Here is a 15,196-nt window from a genome sequence, read left to right as displayed (position 1 = left end):
CACGCTCAGCGCTGGACGCGCGCCAGACGGCGTGCGTTGGCGCGGGCGCGGCGGTGGAAGGCCGGCAGGCCGGCACCGGCCAGGCTGGCCGCGGATTCCACGAAATGCATGCCGGCGTTCATGCCGGCGCTTACGCTCTCTTCCCACCAGCGCTGCTGCACGCCCACCAGATCGAGCGGGGAGCGGCAGGTACCCAGGCTGGCCAGCGCCAGCGTCGCCGCCTGCACCGGGCCGGTGAACAGCGCCAGCCACGCGTGCTGAAGTTCGGCGACGCCGACCGCCATGGCGGAGGTCGCCTCGGCCACCGCCTCCACCTTTTCCGCGCCCATGCGAACAAACTCGGGATCGGTGGCCGACAGCGGGTCGGTCAGCGTGCCGGCCATCATCGCGGTGCGGTAGCCGATGGTGCGCGCCGCGGCGACGCCCATCTCGCCGTGCTTGCCGGCGGTCTTCGTCAGTTCGTTCACCACCGCCGCCAACCGGGTGGCGGGGCCCGCAGATTTGGCTCGCCGAGCCGCCATGTGTACCGTCCTTATGCGCTGCAACAGAAAGCCCCTCCCCAACGCCGAAGGACGGGGAGGGGTTCCGCAGCGACGGGTTCTACGCCGAACGCAGGGCGCGGTCCAGATCCTCGACGATGTCCTGCGGGTCCTCCAGGCCGACCGACAGACGGATCAGGTCGGGGCGGATGCCGGCCTTCGCCTTGTCCTCCGGCGCCACCTTGGCGTGGGTGGTGGTGTCGGGGTGGGTGATCAGGCTCTTGGCATCGCCCAGGTTGTTGGAGATCAGTACCATCCGCAGGTCGTTCATGAAGCGGAACGATTCATCCTTACCGCCCTTGATGCGGAAGGCGACCATGGTGCCGCCGCTGGTCATCTGCCGGCGCGCCAGGTCGTGCTGCGGGTGGCTGGGAAGGGTGGGGTAGAGCACCTGCGTCACCTTCGGGTGGGTGGACAGGAACTCCGCCACCCGGGTGGCGGCCTGGGTCTGGGCGTTGACGCGCAGCTCCAGCGTCTCCAGGCCCTTGAGCAGCACCCAGGCATTGAACGGGCTGATGGTCGGGCCGGTGTGGCGGACGAAGGGGTGGATCACCTCGGTGCCGAACTTGGCGTCGGTCAGGATGATGCCGCCCAGGCAGCGGCCCTGGCCGTCGATGTGCTTGGTCGCCGAATAGACGACGACGTCGGCGCCGAACTCCAGCGGGCGCTGCGCCACCGGCGTGGCGAAGGCGTTGTCCACCACCACCTTGGCGCCGGCCTTGTGGGCGAGGTCGCACACCGCCTTGATATCGACGATCTCCAGCCCCGGGTTGGAGGGGGTCTCCAGGAACACCGCGGCGGTGGGCTGGGACAGCGCCTCCTCCCATGCCGCCGGGTCGGTGCCGTCGATCAGGACGGGCACGATGCCGTAGCGCGGACAGATGTTCTTGACGATGTGCAGGCACGAGCCGAACAGCGCGAACGGTGCCACGATGCGGTCGCCGGCCTTGAGGAAGCTCAGCAGCGCCGCCGTCACCGCGGCCATGCCGGAGGTGGTGGCGTAGGCCCACTCCGCACCCTCGTAGGCGGCGAGGCGATCCTCGAACATCGCGCAGGTCGGGTTGCGGAAGCGCGAGTAGACGTGGCGCTGGCCATCGTTGAGAAAGGCGCTCTCCGCCTCCTCGGCCGAGGCGTAGACGAAGCCGGAGGTCTGGAAGATCGCCTCCGAGGTCTCGTCGAAGCCGGAGCGCTGGGTGCCGCCGTGCACCAGCTTGGAGCGCGGGCGCAGCCCGGCGACGTTGGGTTTGCGGGTATCGGTCCTGGCCATGGCCGCCTCATCTCCTGTCCCGCGGCCGGGGGGCGTGCCGGCCGCACAAACAAAAAACGCCCCGACCGTTCACAGGTCGAGGCGCGGACGCGGCTCGGACCTCTTTAGCGGATTGTTTTACGTGGCCCGCAAGCCGGTCGCCCAAATCACCACGTGGCGACGGTTGTAGGCCCGCCCACCGGGCGCGTCAAGCCTCCGTGCGGCAACGTCACGCAGGAGCATGCGCTCCGTGCCGGTTGTCACCGCTGGATTGCCTGATCATAGAGGTGTGGACCTTTCCACCTGCGCCGGTGACGCCGTGCGGTACCGCAAGTTCCAGGAACGCCATTTCACGCGGTTCATCCTCACCGGGCGCCTGACCGGCCAGGGCGGCGACGAGGTGCGCGACCTGATCGCCGACGTGAAGCGTGTCGCCGACCGCCGCTGCGTGCTCGACCTGGGCGGGCTGGAGTTCATCGATTCCGCCGGCATCGGCATGCTGCTGGTGGTGAACGGCGAGGCGGTCGCGGCCGGCAAGGCGGTCGCCATGCTGGTCGGCGAGGGGCAGGTGCTGCGCGTGGTGACGCTGACCCGCATCGGCATGATCATCCCGCAGTTCGAGAGTGTCGACGCCTACGTGGCCGCCTGCGTGCCGGAGGAGGTGCTGGCCGAGCACCCCTGCGCCCCCGGCGAGGATCCGCTGGCTTTGGCGGCACGGGCGCTGACGGCGAGCGCGGCGTAAAACGGCGTATAGTGTCGGCCAGCCCACAGCGGCGTGGCGTTCGGCGTGCTCTTCTCCGGCTGCTCTCAGCCCACGCGCCGGAGTCCAGGTTCCGGCCCGCCAAAGGAAGCCGCCGATGCCGCGCCTGTCCCGTCTCGCCCATTGCGTTGCCGTCAGCCTGCTCGCCGTGCCGCTCGCCACATCCGCCTTCGCGGCTTCCCCGGGCACGCGAAGCACGACATCCGCCACCATGCCCGCACACAAGGCCGGTGGCCCGTACGCGCACACCCCACGCACCGCCGGACCGACGCTGCCGTTCAGCCCGAGCCCCTTCGGCAAGCCGCCCTTCGGGGCGACGGCTGATCCGAAGAAGGCGACGCCGCCGACCACGACCGAACGCGGAGGCATCGAAAGCCTGGACCGTTTGCTCGCGGGTGCCCGTGTGAAATTCTAAGCGTTCGCGGGGCGACGCCACGCATCGTTACCCCCTCAGCAACCCACGCAGCCGGTACAGCTCCTCCAGCGCCTGACGCGGCGTCAGATCGTCGGGGTTGACGGCCTTCAGCGCCTCCTCCACCGCGGAGGGCTGCGGTGCCGCTGTGGCGGCTGGAGCGGCCGGGGCCGGGCGCTTCATGGCGGCGCTGAACAGCGGCAGGTCCTCGGCGAGGCGGTGGATGGCGGCGTTCTGCTCGCCGGATTCGAGGATCTGCAGCACCTCCTCGGCGCGGCCGACCACCGCGGCGGGCAGGCCGGCCAGCTTGGCGACGTGGATGCCGTAGCTGCGGTCGGCCGCGCCGGAGGTCACCTCGTGCAGGAAGACCACGTCGCCTTGCCACTCCTTGATGCGCATGGTGTGGCAGTTGAGCGCCGGCAGCTTCGAGGCCAGCATGGTCAGCTCGTGGTAGTGCGTGGCGAACAGCGCGCGGCAGCGGTTCACGTCGTGCAGGTTCTCCACGCAGGCCCAGGCGATGGACAGGCCGTCGAAGGTCGCGGTGCCGCGGCCGATCTCGTCGAGGATGACCAGGGCGCGTTCGCCGGCCTGGTTCAGGATGGCGGCGGTCTCCACCATCTCGACCATGAAGGTGGAGCGGCCGCGGGCGAGGTCGTCGGCCGCACCGACGCGGCTGAACAGCCGGTCGACCACGCCGATGTGCGCGCTCTCCGCCGGCACGAAGCTGCCCATCTGCGCCAGCACGGCGATCAGCGCGTTCTGGCGCAGGAAGGTCGATTTACCGGCCATGTTCGGGCCGGTCAGCAGCCACAGCCGGTTCTCCGGCGCCAGATCGCAGTCGTTGGCGACGAACGGGCCGGCGTTCTGGTTGTCCAGCACCGCCTCCACCACCGGGTGCCGGCCGCCCTTGATGGAGAAGGCGAGGCTCGAGTCCACCACCGGGCGGCTGTAGCGCCGCTCGGCCGCCAGCTCGGCCAGCGACAGTGCGACGTCCAGCGCGGCGAGGGCGCGGGCGGCGTGCACGATGCGGTCGGCCTGGTCGGTGACCAGGGCGACCAGCTCCTCGAACAGGCCCATTTCCACGGCCAGCGCCTTGTCGGCGGCCTCGGAGATGCGGCGCTCCAGGTCCGACAGCTCGACCGTGCCGAAGCGCACGGCGTTCGCCATGGTCTGGCGGTGCATGAACAGCTCGCGGTTCTTGCCCGACAGCAGCTTGTCGGCGTGCGTCGCCGTCACCTCGATGTGGTAGCCGAGCACGTTGTTGTGCTTGACCTTCAGCGCCGGCACGCCGGCCAGATCGGCGTACTTGGCCTGCAACCCGGCGATCAGCCGGCGGCTCTCGTCGCGCAGCGTGACCAGCTCGTCCAGCGTGTAGGAATAGCCCGGCGCGATGAAGCCGCCGTCGCGTGCCAGCAGCGGCAGATCCGGCGCCAGCGCCTGGGCCAGCCGGTCCACCAGCTCGAAGTGCTCGCCGAGGTTCCGCACGATAGCGCCGAGGCCGTCGGGCAGCAGCGGGAAGGGGCCGTGCAGCAGCGCCTTCACCTCGGCGGCAGCGCGCAGGCCGTCGCGCACGCAGGCGAGGTCGCGCGGGCCGCCGCGGCCCAGCGACAGGCGCGACAGCGCGCGCTCCAGGTCCGGGCAGCGCTTCAGCACCTCGCGGGCGTCGGCGCGCAGGCGGTCCTCGGCCAGCGCGAACTCGACCATGTCCAGGCGCTTGGCGATCGCCACCGGGTCGGTCAGCGGGGCGGACATGTGGATCGCCAGCATGCGCGCCCCCGCCCCGGTCACCGTGCGGTCGATGGTGGCGAGCAGGCTGCCGCGCCGCTCGCCGGTCAGGGTGCGGGTCAGCTCCAGGTTGCGGCGGGTGGCGGCGTCGATCTCCATGACGGCGCCGGGGCCGACGCGACGCGGCGGCGAGAGCCGTGGCATGCGGCCCTTCTGCGTCAGCTCGACATAGCCGACCAGCGCGCCGGCCGCCGCCACCTCCGACCGCGTGAAGCCGCCGAAGGCGTCCAGCGTGCCAACGCCGTAGAGATTCAGCAGGCGCTGTTTGCCGTTCTCGGAATCGAAGCGCGGGTTGGGCTGGACGGTCAGGCGGTCCCTCCACTCGCCCCACAGCTCGAACAGGTCGGGGTCCTGGCACAGGCGCTCGGGGACCAGCACCTCCTGCGGGTCGAGGCGGCCGAGCGCGGCGCCGAGCGCCGCGCGGTCCACCGGCTGCACCACCACCTCGCCGGTCGACAGCTCCAGCCACGCCAGCCCGATGGACCCCGCCACCTCGGCCACCGCCGCCAGCCAGTTGGAGGAACGCGCGTCGAGCAGCGTGTCCTCGGTCAGCGTGCCCGGCGTGACGATGCGGATGACGCCGCGCTTCACCACCGACTTGGAGCCGCGCTTCTTGGCCTCCGCCGGATCCTCCATCTGCTCGCAGATGGCGACGCGGAAACCCTGGCGGATCAGGCGCTGCAGGTAGTTCTCGTGGCTGTGCACCGGCACGCCGCACATCGGGATGTCCTCGCCCAGGTGCTGGCCGCGCTTGGTCAGCGCGATGTCCAGTGCCTGCGCGGCCTTCACCGCGTCGTCGAAGAACATCTCGTAGAAGTCGCCCATCCGGTAGAACAGCAGGCAGTCGGGGTGCGCCTGCTTGATCTCCAGGTACTGCGCCATCATCGGCGTGGAGTCGGCGGGGACGGCGGAGGCGGGCATGGAAACGGTGAGGTCGGACACGGGTCGAAACCGGTTGTAGGGGATGGGGCGGGGGCGTGACCCTATAACACGGCGAGCGCTCTGGCGCACCGCCCCCGCGGAGGGCTAGAGTGGGCCACCGTAACGTCGTGAGGAGAAGGCCGTGGCGCAAGCGTCCGATACCGCAAACCCGGGCGAAGTCCGCGAGGTGGTGGCCCTGTTCGAGACACGGGAGGCCTTCGACCGCGCCGTGGCCTCCCTGCTGGCGGCCGGCTTCGCGCGCGAGGACCTCAGCGTGCTGGCCAGCCACACGTCCCTGGAGGCGGCCGAGAGGCGCCCGTCCACCCCGCGCGACGAGGCGCTGACCGGCTTGGTGGGCGAGCTGAAGTACGCCTTCCCGCTGACCACCGCGGGCCTGATCGCCATCGTCGGCGGCCCGATCACCGCCAGTGTGGCGGCGCTGGTGGCGGCGGGCCTCAGCGGCATCGCCATCAAGGACTACCTGGACGAGCTGACCAGCCACCCGGAGACCGACGAGTTCGCCCGCGCGCTGGAGGCCGGCGGCGTCATCCTCTGGGTCCGCGTCGACAATCCCAACGCCGAGCTGGACGCCACCGCCGTGCTGATGCGCGAAGGCGGCAAGAACGTGCATCTCGTCACGCGCGAGGAATAGGCAGCCATACCGGCCGGGCTCACCCGACTCCCTAAAATGTCGGGTGACTCCGGCCGGCGAATCCGTTATCGAGCGCCCGACCCGAACAGCGGATGAGCGCTCGTGATGCGAACCGTCACCATCGGTCTGCTGGTCGCCGGACTTGCCGGCGTGGCGGCCTGCACCCCCAATTACTCGCCGAACACCTACGCTGCCGGCTCCGTGCAGCAGGCCAACAAGGTCGAGGCCGGCGTCGTCGTCGGCTTCCGGCAGGTGGCGATCAGCGCCAGCGGCACGGTCGGCGCGGTCACCGGCGGCGCCGCCGGCGGCGTGCTGGGCTCGCAGAGCGGCAGCTTCGGCATCAACGCGGCGCTGGGCGCGGTCGGCGGCACGGCGGTCGGCAGCCTGATCGGCACGGCGGTGGAGCACGTCACCGGCGACACCACGGGCTGGGAGTACATCGTCCGCAAGCCGAACGACGAGCTGGTGTCGGTCACCCAGCGCGAGGAGAAGCCGATCCCGCTGGGCCAGAAGGTGCTGGTGATCGGCGGCAGCCAGGCGCGCATCGTCGCCGACTACTCCACGCCGGCCGAGCCGGCGCCCGCCAAGGCGGTGGAGAAGCCGAAGGCCGAGGAGAAGCCGGTGGTGAAGGAGGAGCTTCCGCCGCCCGCGCCGGCTCCGGAACCCGCGCCGGCGGCTCCGGCGGCGGCCACCGTCCCGGACCCCTTCGCGCCGGTGCCGCTGCCGGTTGAACCGACGCCGGTCCCGGCGACCTGAACCTAGGCCGCGTCCGGCAGGCGCACCGTCACCCGCAACCCGCCCAGCGCGCCGGCATCCAGCGCCACGCCGCCGCCGTACAACTCCACCACGTCGCGCACGATGGCGAGGCCGAGGCCGGAGCCGGGGGTCTGCTCGTCCAGCCGCTCGCCGCGGGCAAAGACGCGGTCGCGGGCGGCGACGGGCAGGCCGGGGCCATCGTCCTCGATGGTCAGCACGAAACCGCCGTCGCGACTCTCCGCTGCCGCGCGGATGGCGCCGCCGGCCCATTTCACCGCGTTGTCCAGCAGGTTGCCAGCGATCTCGTCGAAATCCTGCACCTCGACCGGGGCGAGCAGCGCGTCGTCGGCCTGCACCGTCACCGACACCGCGCGGTCCGGATGGGCCAGCGTCGCGACGCGGGCCAGGGAGGACAGGCGGGCGCGTACCGGGGTGCGGCTGCCGCCCACCGTGCGGGCGGCGGCGCGCGCGCGCGCCAGATGGTGGTCGACGTGACGGCGCATCGTCTCGATGTCTTCCAGCACCGCGCTTCGCAGGGCCGGGTCGGCCGCCTGCATGCGGTTGCGCAGCACGCTCAGCGGCGTCTTCAGCGCGTGGGCGAGGTTGCCGGCCTGGGTGCGGGCGCGGGCCACCACGGCGGCGTCGTGGTCCAGCACGGCGTTGAAGTCGCCCACCAGAGGCTGCACCTCGGTCGGCCAGGTTCCCTCGATGCGCTGAGCGGCCCCCCGGCGCATCCGCGCCAGCGCGGCGCCGAGCCGGCCGAGCGGGCGCAGGCCCAGCGTCACCTGGGCCAGCGCCGCCGCCAGGATGCCCGCCGCGACCATCGCCAGCGAGGCGGCGAGCGCGTGGCCGAACTGTTCGGCCGGCCGGTCGAGTTCGGCGCGGTCGGCGGCGACCGCGACGCGCAGGGGATCGCCGGACGGCGGCTGGACGATGCGCTCGACCACCAGCAGCGGCCGGTCGCGCGGGCCGAGGATCTCGTGCCGGTGCAGTTCACCGCTGCCCGGGTGGTCCTGCGGCAGCGGCAGCGCCACGTCCCACAGCGAGCGCGAGCGCAGCGGCTCGTCCGGCCGGTCGATCTGCCAGTACAGGCCGGAGAACGGCTTGGCGAAGCGCGGGTCGCTCAGCGGGCGGACGGTCGGCGGGCCATCGGCCGGGAAGTCCAGGTTGGCGAGCAGCTGGTCGAGGTGGGTGGCCAGCGTCGCCTCGACCTGCTGCTGCAGGTGGTCGCGGAACAGCGCGGTCAGCGCCAGCCAGGAGCCCGCCATGGCGACCGCCAGCCACAGCCCCGCCCCGATCAGCAGACGGGCGCGCAGCGAGCGCGGCATGGCCAGATGCAACAGCGGAGGCCGCATCAGGTCCCGTCCAGGCGGTAGCCGGCGCCGCGCACGGTCTCGACGACGCCGTCGCCCAGCTTGCGGCGCAGGCGGCCGACGAACACCTCGATGGTGTTGCTGTCGCGGTCGAAATCCTGGGCGTAGATGTGCTCAGTAAGTTCCGCTTTCGAAACGATTCTCCCGGGGTGGTGCATGAGGTAGGACAACACCCGGAACTCGTGCGCCGTCAGCTTGACCGGCACGCCGTTCAGCGTCACCCGGCCGGTGCGCGTGTCGAGCCGCACCGGGCCGTGCGTCAACTCCGGCGACGGCTGGCCGCTGGCCCGGCGGATCAGGCCGCGGATGCGGGCGACCACCTCCTCCATGTGGAAGGGCTTGCCCAGGTAGTCGTCGGCGCCGGCGTCGATGCCCTCTACGCGCTCGGTCCAGCTGTTGCGGGCGGTGAGCACCAGGACCGGCACGGTCACCCCGTCGGCCCGCCAGCGCTTCAGCACCGTCAGCCCGTCCAGCACCGGCAGGCCGAGGTCGAGCACCACCGCGTCGTACGGTTCAGTGCCGCCGAGGTGCAATGCATCCTCGCCGTTGTCGGCGCGGTCCACGGCGTAGCCGGCCGCCTCCAGGCTGTGCGCCAGCTGCTCCGCCAGCGCGGTGTCGTCCTCGACCACCAGAACGCGCATGTCAGTGCCTGCCCCGCCGGCCCAGGCCGGCCCCTTTCGCCTTCAGCACCTCGGCCGTGGCGGCGTTCAGCTCCACCTCGATGATGCGCCCGTCCGGCGCCAGCAGCTTCACCTCGTAGAGCCACTGCCCGTCGTCGCGGTCCAGCTCGACCTCCAGGACGCTTCCGCCGAACTGCGCTTCCACCGTGTCGAGGATGCGGCGCAGGGGGAGCACCTTGCCCTCCTCGACCGCGCGGCGGGCGTGATCGTGATCGCGGTCGGCGAGCACCGGCACGGGAGCCGTGAGCACGGCGCCGGCAAGGACGAGGAGGGCGAGGATGCGCATGGTCGGCATGCTGCTCCGGAGAAGCTGAACGCCGGCTGAATGGCCGCTTCAGGCCCGGTTCAGCGGCGGGAGTGCATCGTGCCTCCACCATTCACCATGTCCACGGAGCAGACAATGCGTTTCGGATTCCTCGCCGCCGCCCTTCTCGCCGCCGGCCTCGCCACCGCCGCCGCCCACGCGCAACAAACGTCGCAGACGGCGGCGGCCGACATCCTGTCGGTCCGCGCCGTCCTCGACAAGGTCGAGGCGCAGGGCTACCGCGACATCACCGAGGTCGAGCGGGAAGATGGCCGCTACGAGGTGAAGGCCACCGACGCCGACGGTCGCCGCGTCAAGATCCACGTCGACGGCCGCACCGGCGAGATCGTCAAGACCGAGCGGAAGTAGCCTACTCGACGCCGTTGGCCACCAGCAGCGCCTTGGCCTCCGGCGAGCCGAGGAAGCGGACGAAGGCGCGGGCGCCCTCCGGGTTGGGGGCGCCCGCCAGCGCTGCGGCGGCGTAGCGGGTGTGGTTCTGCACCTCGGCCGGCAGCGGGCCGACGAAGGTCAGGCCCTTGCCGCGGTACAGCATGATCTCGGTGATGGCGCCGAAGCCCACCTCGGCGCCCTTGCCCCTGATCAGGTGCTCCATGACGGCGGCGCCGTCGGGATAGCGGGTGGTCTTGCCCTTCGCCTCGTCCCACAGGCCGAGCTTCTGCAGCAGGCCCTCGACGTAGACACCGGTGGAGGCCTGGTTGAAGATCAGCGACTCCGCGCCGCGCACGCCGGCCTTCAGCGCCTCGGCGCTGGAGACGTCGGGCTTCGGCGCGCCGTCGCGCACCGCCACGCCGACGCCGACCTTGCCGACCTCGGCGTGGGCGTCCGGGGCGAGCTTTGCCGCCGCCTCGTCGAGCACCGCGGGCGGGGCGAGCAGCACGTCGGCGACCTCGCCGTCGGCGATCTTCCTGCGGAGCGTGGGCGCCGTGGCGAAGCGGACCGTCACGGCGTCGCCGGTCTGCCGCTTGTAGGCGTCGGCCGCGGCCATGAGCCCGGGCTCGACCGCGCCGGCGCTGAGCACCTGGACTTCGCCGGCCAGGGCGGGGGTGGCGAGGAAGGCAAGAAGAAACGCAAAGGCTTTCGTCTTCATGGTGCCTCCATAAACCCTCTCCCGTCCCGGGAGAGGGTGGCGCCGCAGGCGCCGGGTGAGGGTCATTGCAAGGATCTTTGTGGGCACCCTCACCCTCCCGCGCTACGCGCGGGCCCCACCCTCTCCCGGGGCGGGAGAGGGAACTTACTTCCTGTCCGCCTGATACCGACGCTCGATGGCGTCCCACAGGGTCACTTCCAGCTGCGTGCCGTTCAGGCGGTTGATCTCCTGGATGCCGGTGGGGGAGGTGACGTTGATTTCGGTCATGTAGTCGCCGATCACGTCGATGCCGACGAAGACCAGCCCCTTCTCGCGCAGCACCGGGCCGATGGCGGCGCAGATCTCCCGCTCGCGGGCGGTCAGCTCGGTCTTCCGGGCGCTGCCGCCGGCGTGGAAGTTGGCGCGCGCCTCGCCCTCCTGCGGCATGCGGCTGACGGCGCCGGCCGGCTCGCCGTCGATCAGGATGATGCGCTTGTCGCCCTGGCGGATCTCGGGGAGGTACTTCTGCACGATCACCGGCTCGCGGTAGAGCTGGGTGAACAGCTCCAGCAGCGAGCCGAGGTTCTCGTCGTCCGGCTTCAGGTGGAAGACGCCGGCCCCGCCGTTGCCGAACAGCGGCTTGACGATGATGTCCTTGTATTGCGCGCGGAAATCCAGGATCGCCTGTTTGTCGCTGGTGATCAGGGTGGGCGGCATCAAGTCGGGGAAGCGGGTGACGAACAGCTTCTCCGGCGCGTTGCGCACCTCGGCCGGATCGTTCAGCACCAGCACCTTGGGCTGGACGTGCTCCAGCATGTGGGTGGCGGTGATGTAGGCCATGTCGAAGGGCGGATCCTGGCGCATCAGGATGATGTCCAGGGTGGACAGGTCGGTCAACGCCGCCTCGCCCAGCGTGTAGTGCGCGCCGCGCTTGCGCTCCACCGTCAGCGGGCGGACGCGGGCGGTCAGCGTGTTGCCGGTCAGCGACAGGTCGCGCGGGTGGTAGTGGAACAGCCGGTGGCCGCGCCGCTGCGCCTCCAGCGCCATCATGAAGCTGGAGTCCGTGTCGATGTTGATGGACTCGATGGGATCCATCTGAAGCGCGACGGCGAGGCTCATAGAGGGTGTCTCCGAAGTTCGATCAGTTCAGACGGTTCTTCAGCTGCTGGATCAGCATGGCGGCCTGGTGCAGCTGGTGGTCGCTGCCGCCCAGGCGCATGAAGGTCTCGAGCGCCGCGATGGCCTCGTCCAGGTTGCCGCGGTGGGCTTCCAGCAGGCCGATCTCGCGCCACAGGGCCGGCTCTTCCGGCGCCATCAGGCGCATGGCGTCCAGCACCTCGAGCGCCTGCGCCACGTCGTTGGCCGAGAGGTGGCGGAGCTTCAGGTTGTTCTGCAGGCGCAGCAGGATGTCGCGGTTGCCGACCGCCTGGTAGTAGGCGGGCTCCAGTTCCGCCGCGGTGCCGGCGGTGGCCTTGATCAGCTCGCGCAGGTCGACGACGGTGCGCACCTGCCCGCCGTTGAACGGGTCGAGGATGGCGCGCTCGCCCTCCACCTCCAGGCGCACCAGGAAATGGCCGGGAAAGTTCAGCCCCACTATGTCCCAGCCCATGGAGCGTGCAGCGTGCAGGTACAGGATGCCGAGCGCCACCGGCAGCCCCTTGCGGCGGTCGATGACGCGCAGCAGGTTGGCGTTCTGCAGATCGTCGTAGGTCTGGTCGTCGCCGCTGTAGCCGTGGCGGTCGATCACCACCTCGTGCAGCAGCGTGATGCGCGATTCCAGCCCGTCGGCGTCGGGGTCGAAGCGCTCCGCCATGTCGCGGGCGAGCGCCGCGAGATGGCGGCGGTAACGGTCCAGCGGCTGGTCGGGGCGGTCGAGCGCGCCCAGCGCCAGGGCGCCTTCGGCGAGGTCGATGTCCCCGTCGCTCTGGGCGCCGATGCGGCGCAGGATCTCGCGGGCTTCGAGGCGGCTGCTCAACGGACCGGTCCTTACGCTTCGTTGCCGGTGGTCTCTACCCTATAACCGCCAGGCGTCCATCAGGTGGCGCGGCAAGGCATAAGGCGTAACCAGCATCACGTCGAAGCGCAAGGTCAACCCGGCGTATTGCGGGTTGGCACCCAGGAAGACGTGCGCCGCCCTCGAGAGCCGGCCGAGCTGCCGGGCGCCCAGCGCCTCGCTGGCGCTCTGCCAGTCGCGCCGGGCCTTCACCTCGATCACCGCCAGCGTGTCGCCGCGCCTGGCCACGATGTCGATCTCGCCCAGCGGCGTCTTCAGCCGGGTCGCCAGGATCCGGTAGCCCTTCAGGCGCAGGATGCCGCGGCACAGCGCCTCGGCGAAGCGGCCGAAGCTCTCGCTCCTGCGGCGGCGCTCGTCGGTCACGGTCATCGCCCGTCCTCCCGCGACAGTTCCAGCGCACGGGCGTAGACGTCCCGCTTCGGCCGGCCGGTCATCAGCGCCACCTCGGCCGCCGCGTCGCGCACCGACAGGCGGGACAGCGCGTCGCGCAGCGCGGAGTCGACGTCCACCGCCTGCGCCTCTGCCTCGGCCCCCGGCGGGGCGACCACCACCACCACCTCGCCCTTGGGCGGGCCGGCGGAATCGTAGTGCGCGGCGAGGTCGGGCAGCGGGCCGCGCCGCACCTCCTCGTACAGCTTGGTCAGCTCGCGCGCCACGGCGGCCTCGCGCGGGCCGAGCACGGCGGCCATGTCGGCCAGGGATTCGGCCAGGCGCTGTGGCGACTCGTAGAAGACCAGCGTCGCCGGCACGGCGGTCAGCTCGCCCAGGCTGGTGCGGCGCGCCGCGCTCTTGTTGGGCAGGAAGCCGGCGAACAGGAAGCGGTCGCTGGGCAGCCCGGACAGCACCAGCCCGGCCAGCGCCGCCGACGGGCCGGGCAGGGCGGTGACCGGCACCCCGGCCTCGACGCAGGCGCGCACCAGCTTGTAGCCAGGGTCCGAGACCAGCGGCGTGCCGGCGTCGGAGACCAGCGCGATGGTTTCGCCGGCCTGCATGCGGCCGATCAGGACCGGGCGCATCTTCGCCGCGTTGTGTTCATGGTAGGAGACGAGCGGCGTCGCCACCCCGTGGATGCCCATCAGCTTGGAGGTGACGCGGGTGTCCTCGCAGGCGATGGCGTCGGCGCGCTTCAGCGTGTCGAGCGCGCGCAGGGTGATGTCGGCCGCGTTGCCGATGGGCGTGGCGACGACATACAGCCCGGCGGTCGGTTTACTTGCACGGCCGCTGCCGCTACCTTCACCCTGGCTTTGGGCACCGTGGCCCTGGGAGCCGGGATCAGGATTGGAGACCTTCGGTGGCACGACTGGCGACACCTTTCTCGCGCGCTCTGCGGTCGCGGCTTGCCCGCGGCCTGGGGGTGACGGCGGTTCTTGCTCTGGCCGCCTGCGCGCCGAATGTAGCGGCCCCGCCCCCGGTGGTACAAGCGCCGCAACCCCCCTCCGCCGTTCAGCCTATGGCGCCGCAGGTACAAAAGGTGGCGCTGCTGTTGCCGCTGACCGGCCCCAGCGCCGGCATCGGCCAGCCGATGCTGGACGCCGCGCAGCTGGCGCTGTTCGACGTGGCGGGCGAGACCTTCCAGCTGCTGCCGCGCGACACCAAGGGCACGCCGCAGGGCGCGGCCGAGGCGGCGCGGCAGGCATTGGCCGAGGGGGCGCGACTGATCGTCGGCCCGCTGTTCGGCCAGGAGGTGCAGGCGGTGAAGCCGGTCGCCGCCGGCGCCGGAGTCGACGTGGTGGCCTTCACCACCGACGCGACGCTGGCCGGCAACGGCACCTGGGTCATGGGCTTCGTGCCGCTCGACCAGGTGCAGCGGGTCACCGGCTTCGCCCGGTCGCGCGGGGTGACGCGCTTCGTGGCGCTGGCGCCGCGCAGCCCGTACGGCGACGCGGTGGTCGGCGCGCTGCAGACGGCGGCGCAGCGCTTCGGCGGGCAGGTCGCGCAGGTCGAGCGCTACGAGCCGGCGCTGGCCGACCCGGCCGTTCCGGCGCGGCAGGTGGCGCAGGCGCCGGTGGCGCCGCAGGCGGTGATGCTGGCCGAGGGCGGCGAGAAGCTGCGCGCGCTGGGCGCGGCGCTGGCCGCCAACGGCGTCGATCCGGGGCGGGTGAAGCTGCTGGGCACCGGGCTGTGGGACGAGCCGGGCTTGGGCCGCGAGCCGGCGCTGGTCGGCGCCTGGTACGCCGCCCCGGCGCCCGAGCAGCGCACCGACTTCGAGACGCGCTTCGAGGCGCTGTACGGCAAGAAGCCGCCGCGCCTCGCCACGCTGGCCTACGACGCCACGGCGCTGGCCGGCACGCTGGCGCGCATGGGCGGGGTGGCGCCGTTCGACCGCGCCAACCTGACCAACCCGAACGGCTTCGCCGGGGTGGACGGGCTGTTCCGCCTGCGCCCGAACGGTGCGGTGGAACGCGGGCTGGCGGTGCTGGAGATCACGCCCGATGGTGCGCGCGTGCTCGATCCGGCGCCGCAGACCTGGGAGGTCCTGGGTCAGTAACGGACCCTCTCCCGTCCCGGGAGAGGGTGGCGCGAAGCGCCGAGTGAGGGTCGTGCGAGGATCCTTGTAGGCACCCTCACCCTCCCACGCTACGTGTGGGCCCCTCCACCGGTCGCCCGCAAGTCGGGCGACCGCGCTCCGCCTACGATCGCCTTCGGCGCCCGTTGCCTGCGGCACCG

General features: G+C 71.7%; 17 protein-coding genes and 1 riboswitch. Of the genes, 6 read left to right on the top strand and 11 right to left on the bottom strand.

Features of this window, described 5'->3' with window-relative positions:
- Nucleotides 1-5: 5 nt before the first annotated feature.
- A complete protein-coding gene (locus TSO221_RS09130) occupies nt 6-467 on the bottom strand; it encodes a phasin family protein (RefSeq protein WP_247877972.1) in 462 nt (153 codons plus the stop codon).
- Nucleotides 468-600: 133 nt separating this feature from the next.
- Nucleotides 601-1,806, bottom strand: a complete 1,206-nt coding sequence (gene metZ, locus TSO221_RS09125) for an O-succinylhomoserine sulfhydrylase (RefSeq protein WP_109118178.1) — start codon at nt 1,804-1,806, stop codon at nt 601-603.
- An 83-nt stretch (nt 1,807-1,889) separates the two neighbouring features.
- Nucleotides 1,890-1,969, bottom strand: a riboswitch (SAM riboswitch).
- A 135-nt stretch (nt 1,970-2,104) separates the two neighbouring features.
- Here metZ and TSO221_RS09120 point away from each other — a divergent pair.
- Entirely contained in the window at nt 2,105-2,527 is a 423-nt protein-coding gene (locus tag TSO221_RS09120) for an STAS domain-containing protein (RefSeq protein WP_158284033.1), read from the top strand.
- Between the two features lie 115 nt (nt 2,528-2,642).
- Entirely contained in the window at nt 2,643-2,960 is a 318-nt protein-coding gene (locus TSO221_RS09115) for a hypothetical protein (RefSeq protein WP_109118176.1), read from the top strand.
- 27 nt (nt 2,961-2,987) lie between these two features.
- On the opposite strand, the gene mutS is transcribed toward TSO221_RS09115, so the two are convergent.
- On the bottom strand, nt 2,988-5,663 hold the full coding sequence (gene mutS, locus TSO221_RS09110) for a DNA mismatch repair protein MutS (RefSeq protein ID WP_109118175.1): 2,676 nt from the start codon (nt 5,661-5,663) through the stop codon (nt 2,988-2,990).
- 142 nt (nt 5,664-5,805) lie between these two features.
- Here mutS and TSO221_RS09105 point away from each other — a divergent pair, with 142 nt between their 5' ends.
- Together TSO221_RS09105 and TSO221_RS09100 are read left to right on the top strand one after the other, a co-directional pair.
- Nucleotides 5,806-6,315 (top strand): hypothetical protein, encoded by a 510-nt coding sequence (locus TSO221_RS09105; RefSeq protein ID WP_109118174.1) that lies wholly within the window; start codon nt 5,806-5,808, stop codon nt 6,313-6,315.
- 105 nt (nt 6,316-6,420) lie between these two features.
- Nucleotides 6,421-7,071, top strand: coding sequence for a hypothetical protein (locus tag TSO221_RS09100; RefSeq protein ID WP_109118173.1), 651 nt, complete (start codon nt 6,421-6,423; stop codon nt 7,069-7,071).
- A 2-nt stretch (nt 7,072-7,073) separates the two neighbouring features.
- On the opposite strand, the gene TSO221_RS09095 is transcribed toward TSO221_RS09100, so the two are convergent.
- From TSO221_RS09095 to TSO221_RS09085, 3 genes are read right to left on the bottom strand one after another with little or no spacing between them, the layout of a single operon-like run.
- On the bottom strand, nt 7,074-8,426 hold the full coding sequence (locus TSO221_RS09095; RefSeq protein WP_109118172.1) for a sensor histidine kinase: 1,353 nt from the start codon (nt 8,424-8,426) through the stop codon (nt 7,074-7,076).
- Nucleotides 8,426-9,085, bottom strand: coding sequence for a response regulator transcription factor (locus TSO221_RS09090; protein ID WP_109118171.1), 660 nt, complete (start codon nt 9,083-9,085; stop codon nt 8,426-8,428). The genes TSO221_RS09095 and TSO221_RS09090 overlap by 1 nt, the downstream gene beginning before the upstream one ends.
- A 1-nt stretch (nt 9,086) precedes the next feature.
- Nucleotides 9,087-9,419, bottom strand: coding sequence for a PepSY domain-containing protein (locus TSO221_RS09085; protein ID WP_109118170.1), 333 nt, complete (start codon nt 9,417-9,419; stop codon nt 9,087-9,089).
- Nucleotides 9,420-9,524: 105 nt separating this feature from the next.
- On the opposite strand from TSO221_RS09085, the gene TSO221_RS09080 reads away from it, so the two are divergent.
- Nucleotides 9,525-9,797 (top strand): PepSY domain-containing protein, encoded by a 273-nt coding sequence (locus TSO221_RS09080; RefSeq protein WP_199229419.1) that lies wholly within the window; start codon nt 9,525-9,527, stop codon nt 9,795-9,797.
- 1 nt (nt 9,798) lies between these two features.
- Here TSO221_RS09080 and TSO221_RS09075 read toward each other — a convergent pair whose 3' ends face one another.
- The 5 genes from TSO221_RS09075 to rsmI form a co-directional block, all read right to left on the bottom strand.
- Nucleotides 9,799-10,536 (bottom strand): substrate-binding domain-containing protein, encoded by a 738-nt coding sequence (locus tag TSO221_RS09075; RefSeq protein WP_158284032.1) that lies wholly within the window; start codon nt 10,534-10,536, stop codon nt 9,799-9,801.
- A 144-nt stretch (nt 10,537-10,680) separates the two neighbouring features.
- On the bottom strand, nt 10,681-11,634 hold the full coding sequence (gene gshB, locus TSO221_RS09070; protein ID WP_109118167.1) for a glutathione synthase: 954 nt from the start codon (nt 11,632-11,634) through the stop codon (nt 10,681-10,683).
- Between the two features lie 22 nt (nt 11,635-11,656).
- A complete protein-coding gene (locus TSO221_RS09065) occupies nt 11,657-12,490 on the bottom strand; it encodes a transglutaminase-like domain-containing protein (protein ID WP_109118166.1) in 834 nt (277 codons plus the stop codon).
- Between the two features lie 39 nt (nt 12,491-12,529).
- Nucleotides 12,530-12,898, bottom strand: a complete 369-nt coding sequence (locus TSO221_RS09060) for a YraN family protein (protein WP_109118165.1) — start codon at nt 12,896-12,898, stop codon at nt 12,530-12,532.
- Nucleotides 12,895-13,722 (bottom strand): 16S rRNA (cytidine(1402)-2'-O)-methyltransferase, encoded by an 828-nt coding sequence (gene rsmI / locus TSO221_RS09055; RefSeq protein WP_199229422.1) that lies wholly within the window; start codon nt 13,720-13,722, stop codon nt 12,895-12,897. The genes TSO221_RS09060 and rsmI overlap by 4 nt, the downstream gene beginning before the upstream one ends.
- Nucleotides 13,723-13,820: 98 nt before the next feature.
- Between rsmI and TSO221_RS09050 the strand changes: the two genes are divergently transcribed.
- A complete protein-coding gene (locus TSO221_RS09050; RefSeq protein WP_109118163.1) occupies nt 13,821-15,017 on the top strand; it encodes a penicillin-binding protein activator in 1,197 nt (398 codons plus the stop codon).
- Nucleotides 15,018-15,196 lie beyond the last annotated feature (179 nt).

Source organism: Azospirillum sp. TSO22-1 (assembly GCF_003116015.1).
Lineage (GTDB): Bacteria > Pseudomonadota > Alphaproteobacteria > Azospirillales > Azospirillaceae > Azospirillum.
The sequence above is the reverse complement of the archived record's forward strand: the minus strand, read 5'-3'. Positions and strand labels throughout refer to the sequence as shown.

Bases quoted from the DNA above. Each gene is read 5' to 3' on its own strand.
- TSO221_RS09085 (WP_109118170.1), bottom strand. From the start codon at position 9,419: ATGCCGACCATGCGCATCCTCGCCCTCCTCGTCCTTGCCGGCGCCGTG.
- TSO221_RS09100 (WP_109118173.1), top strand. From the start codon at position 6,421: ATGCGAACCGTCACCATCGGTCTGCTGGTCGCCGGACTTGCCGGCGTG.
- mutS (WP_109118175.1), bottom strand. From the start codon at position 5,663: ATGCCCGCCTCCGCCGTCCCCGCCGACTCCACGCCGATGATGGCGCAG.
- TSO221_RS09095 (WP_109118172.1), bottom strand. From the start codon at position 8,426: ATGCGGCCTCCGCTGTTGCATCTGGCCATGCCGCGCTCGCTGCGCGCC.
- gshB (WP_109118167.1), bottom strand. From the start codon at position 11,634: ATGAGCCTCGCCGTCGCGCTTCAGATGGATCCCATCGAGTCCATCAAC.
- metZ (WP_109118178.1), bottom strand. From the start codon at position 1,806: ATGGCCAGGACCGATACCCGCAAACCCAACGTCGCCGGGCTGCGCCCG.
- TSO221_RS09090 (WP_109118171.1), bottom strand. From the start codon at position 9,085: ATGCGCGTTCTGGTGGTCGAGGACGACACCGCGCTGGCGGAGCAGCTG.
- TSO221_RS09060 (WP_109118165.1), bottom strand. From the start codon at position 12,898: ATGACCGTGACCGACGAGCGCCGCCGCAGGAGCGAGAGCTTCGGCCGC.
- TSO221_RS09115 (WP_109118176.1), top strand. From the start codon at position 2,643: ATGCCGCGCCTGTCCCGTCTCGCCCATTGCGTTGCCGTCAGCCTGCTC.
- TSO221_RS09075 (WP_158284032.1), bottom strand. From the start codon at position 10,536: ATGAAGACGAAAGCCTTTGCGTTTCTTCTTGCCTTCCTCGCCACCCCC.
- TSO221_RS09080 (WP_199229419.1), top strand. From the start codon at position 9,525: ATGCGTTTCGGATTCCTCGCCGCCGCCCTTCTCGCCGCCGGCCTCGCC.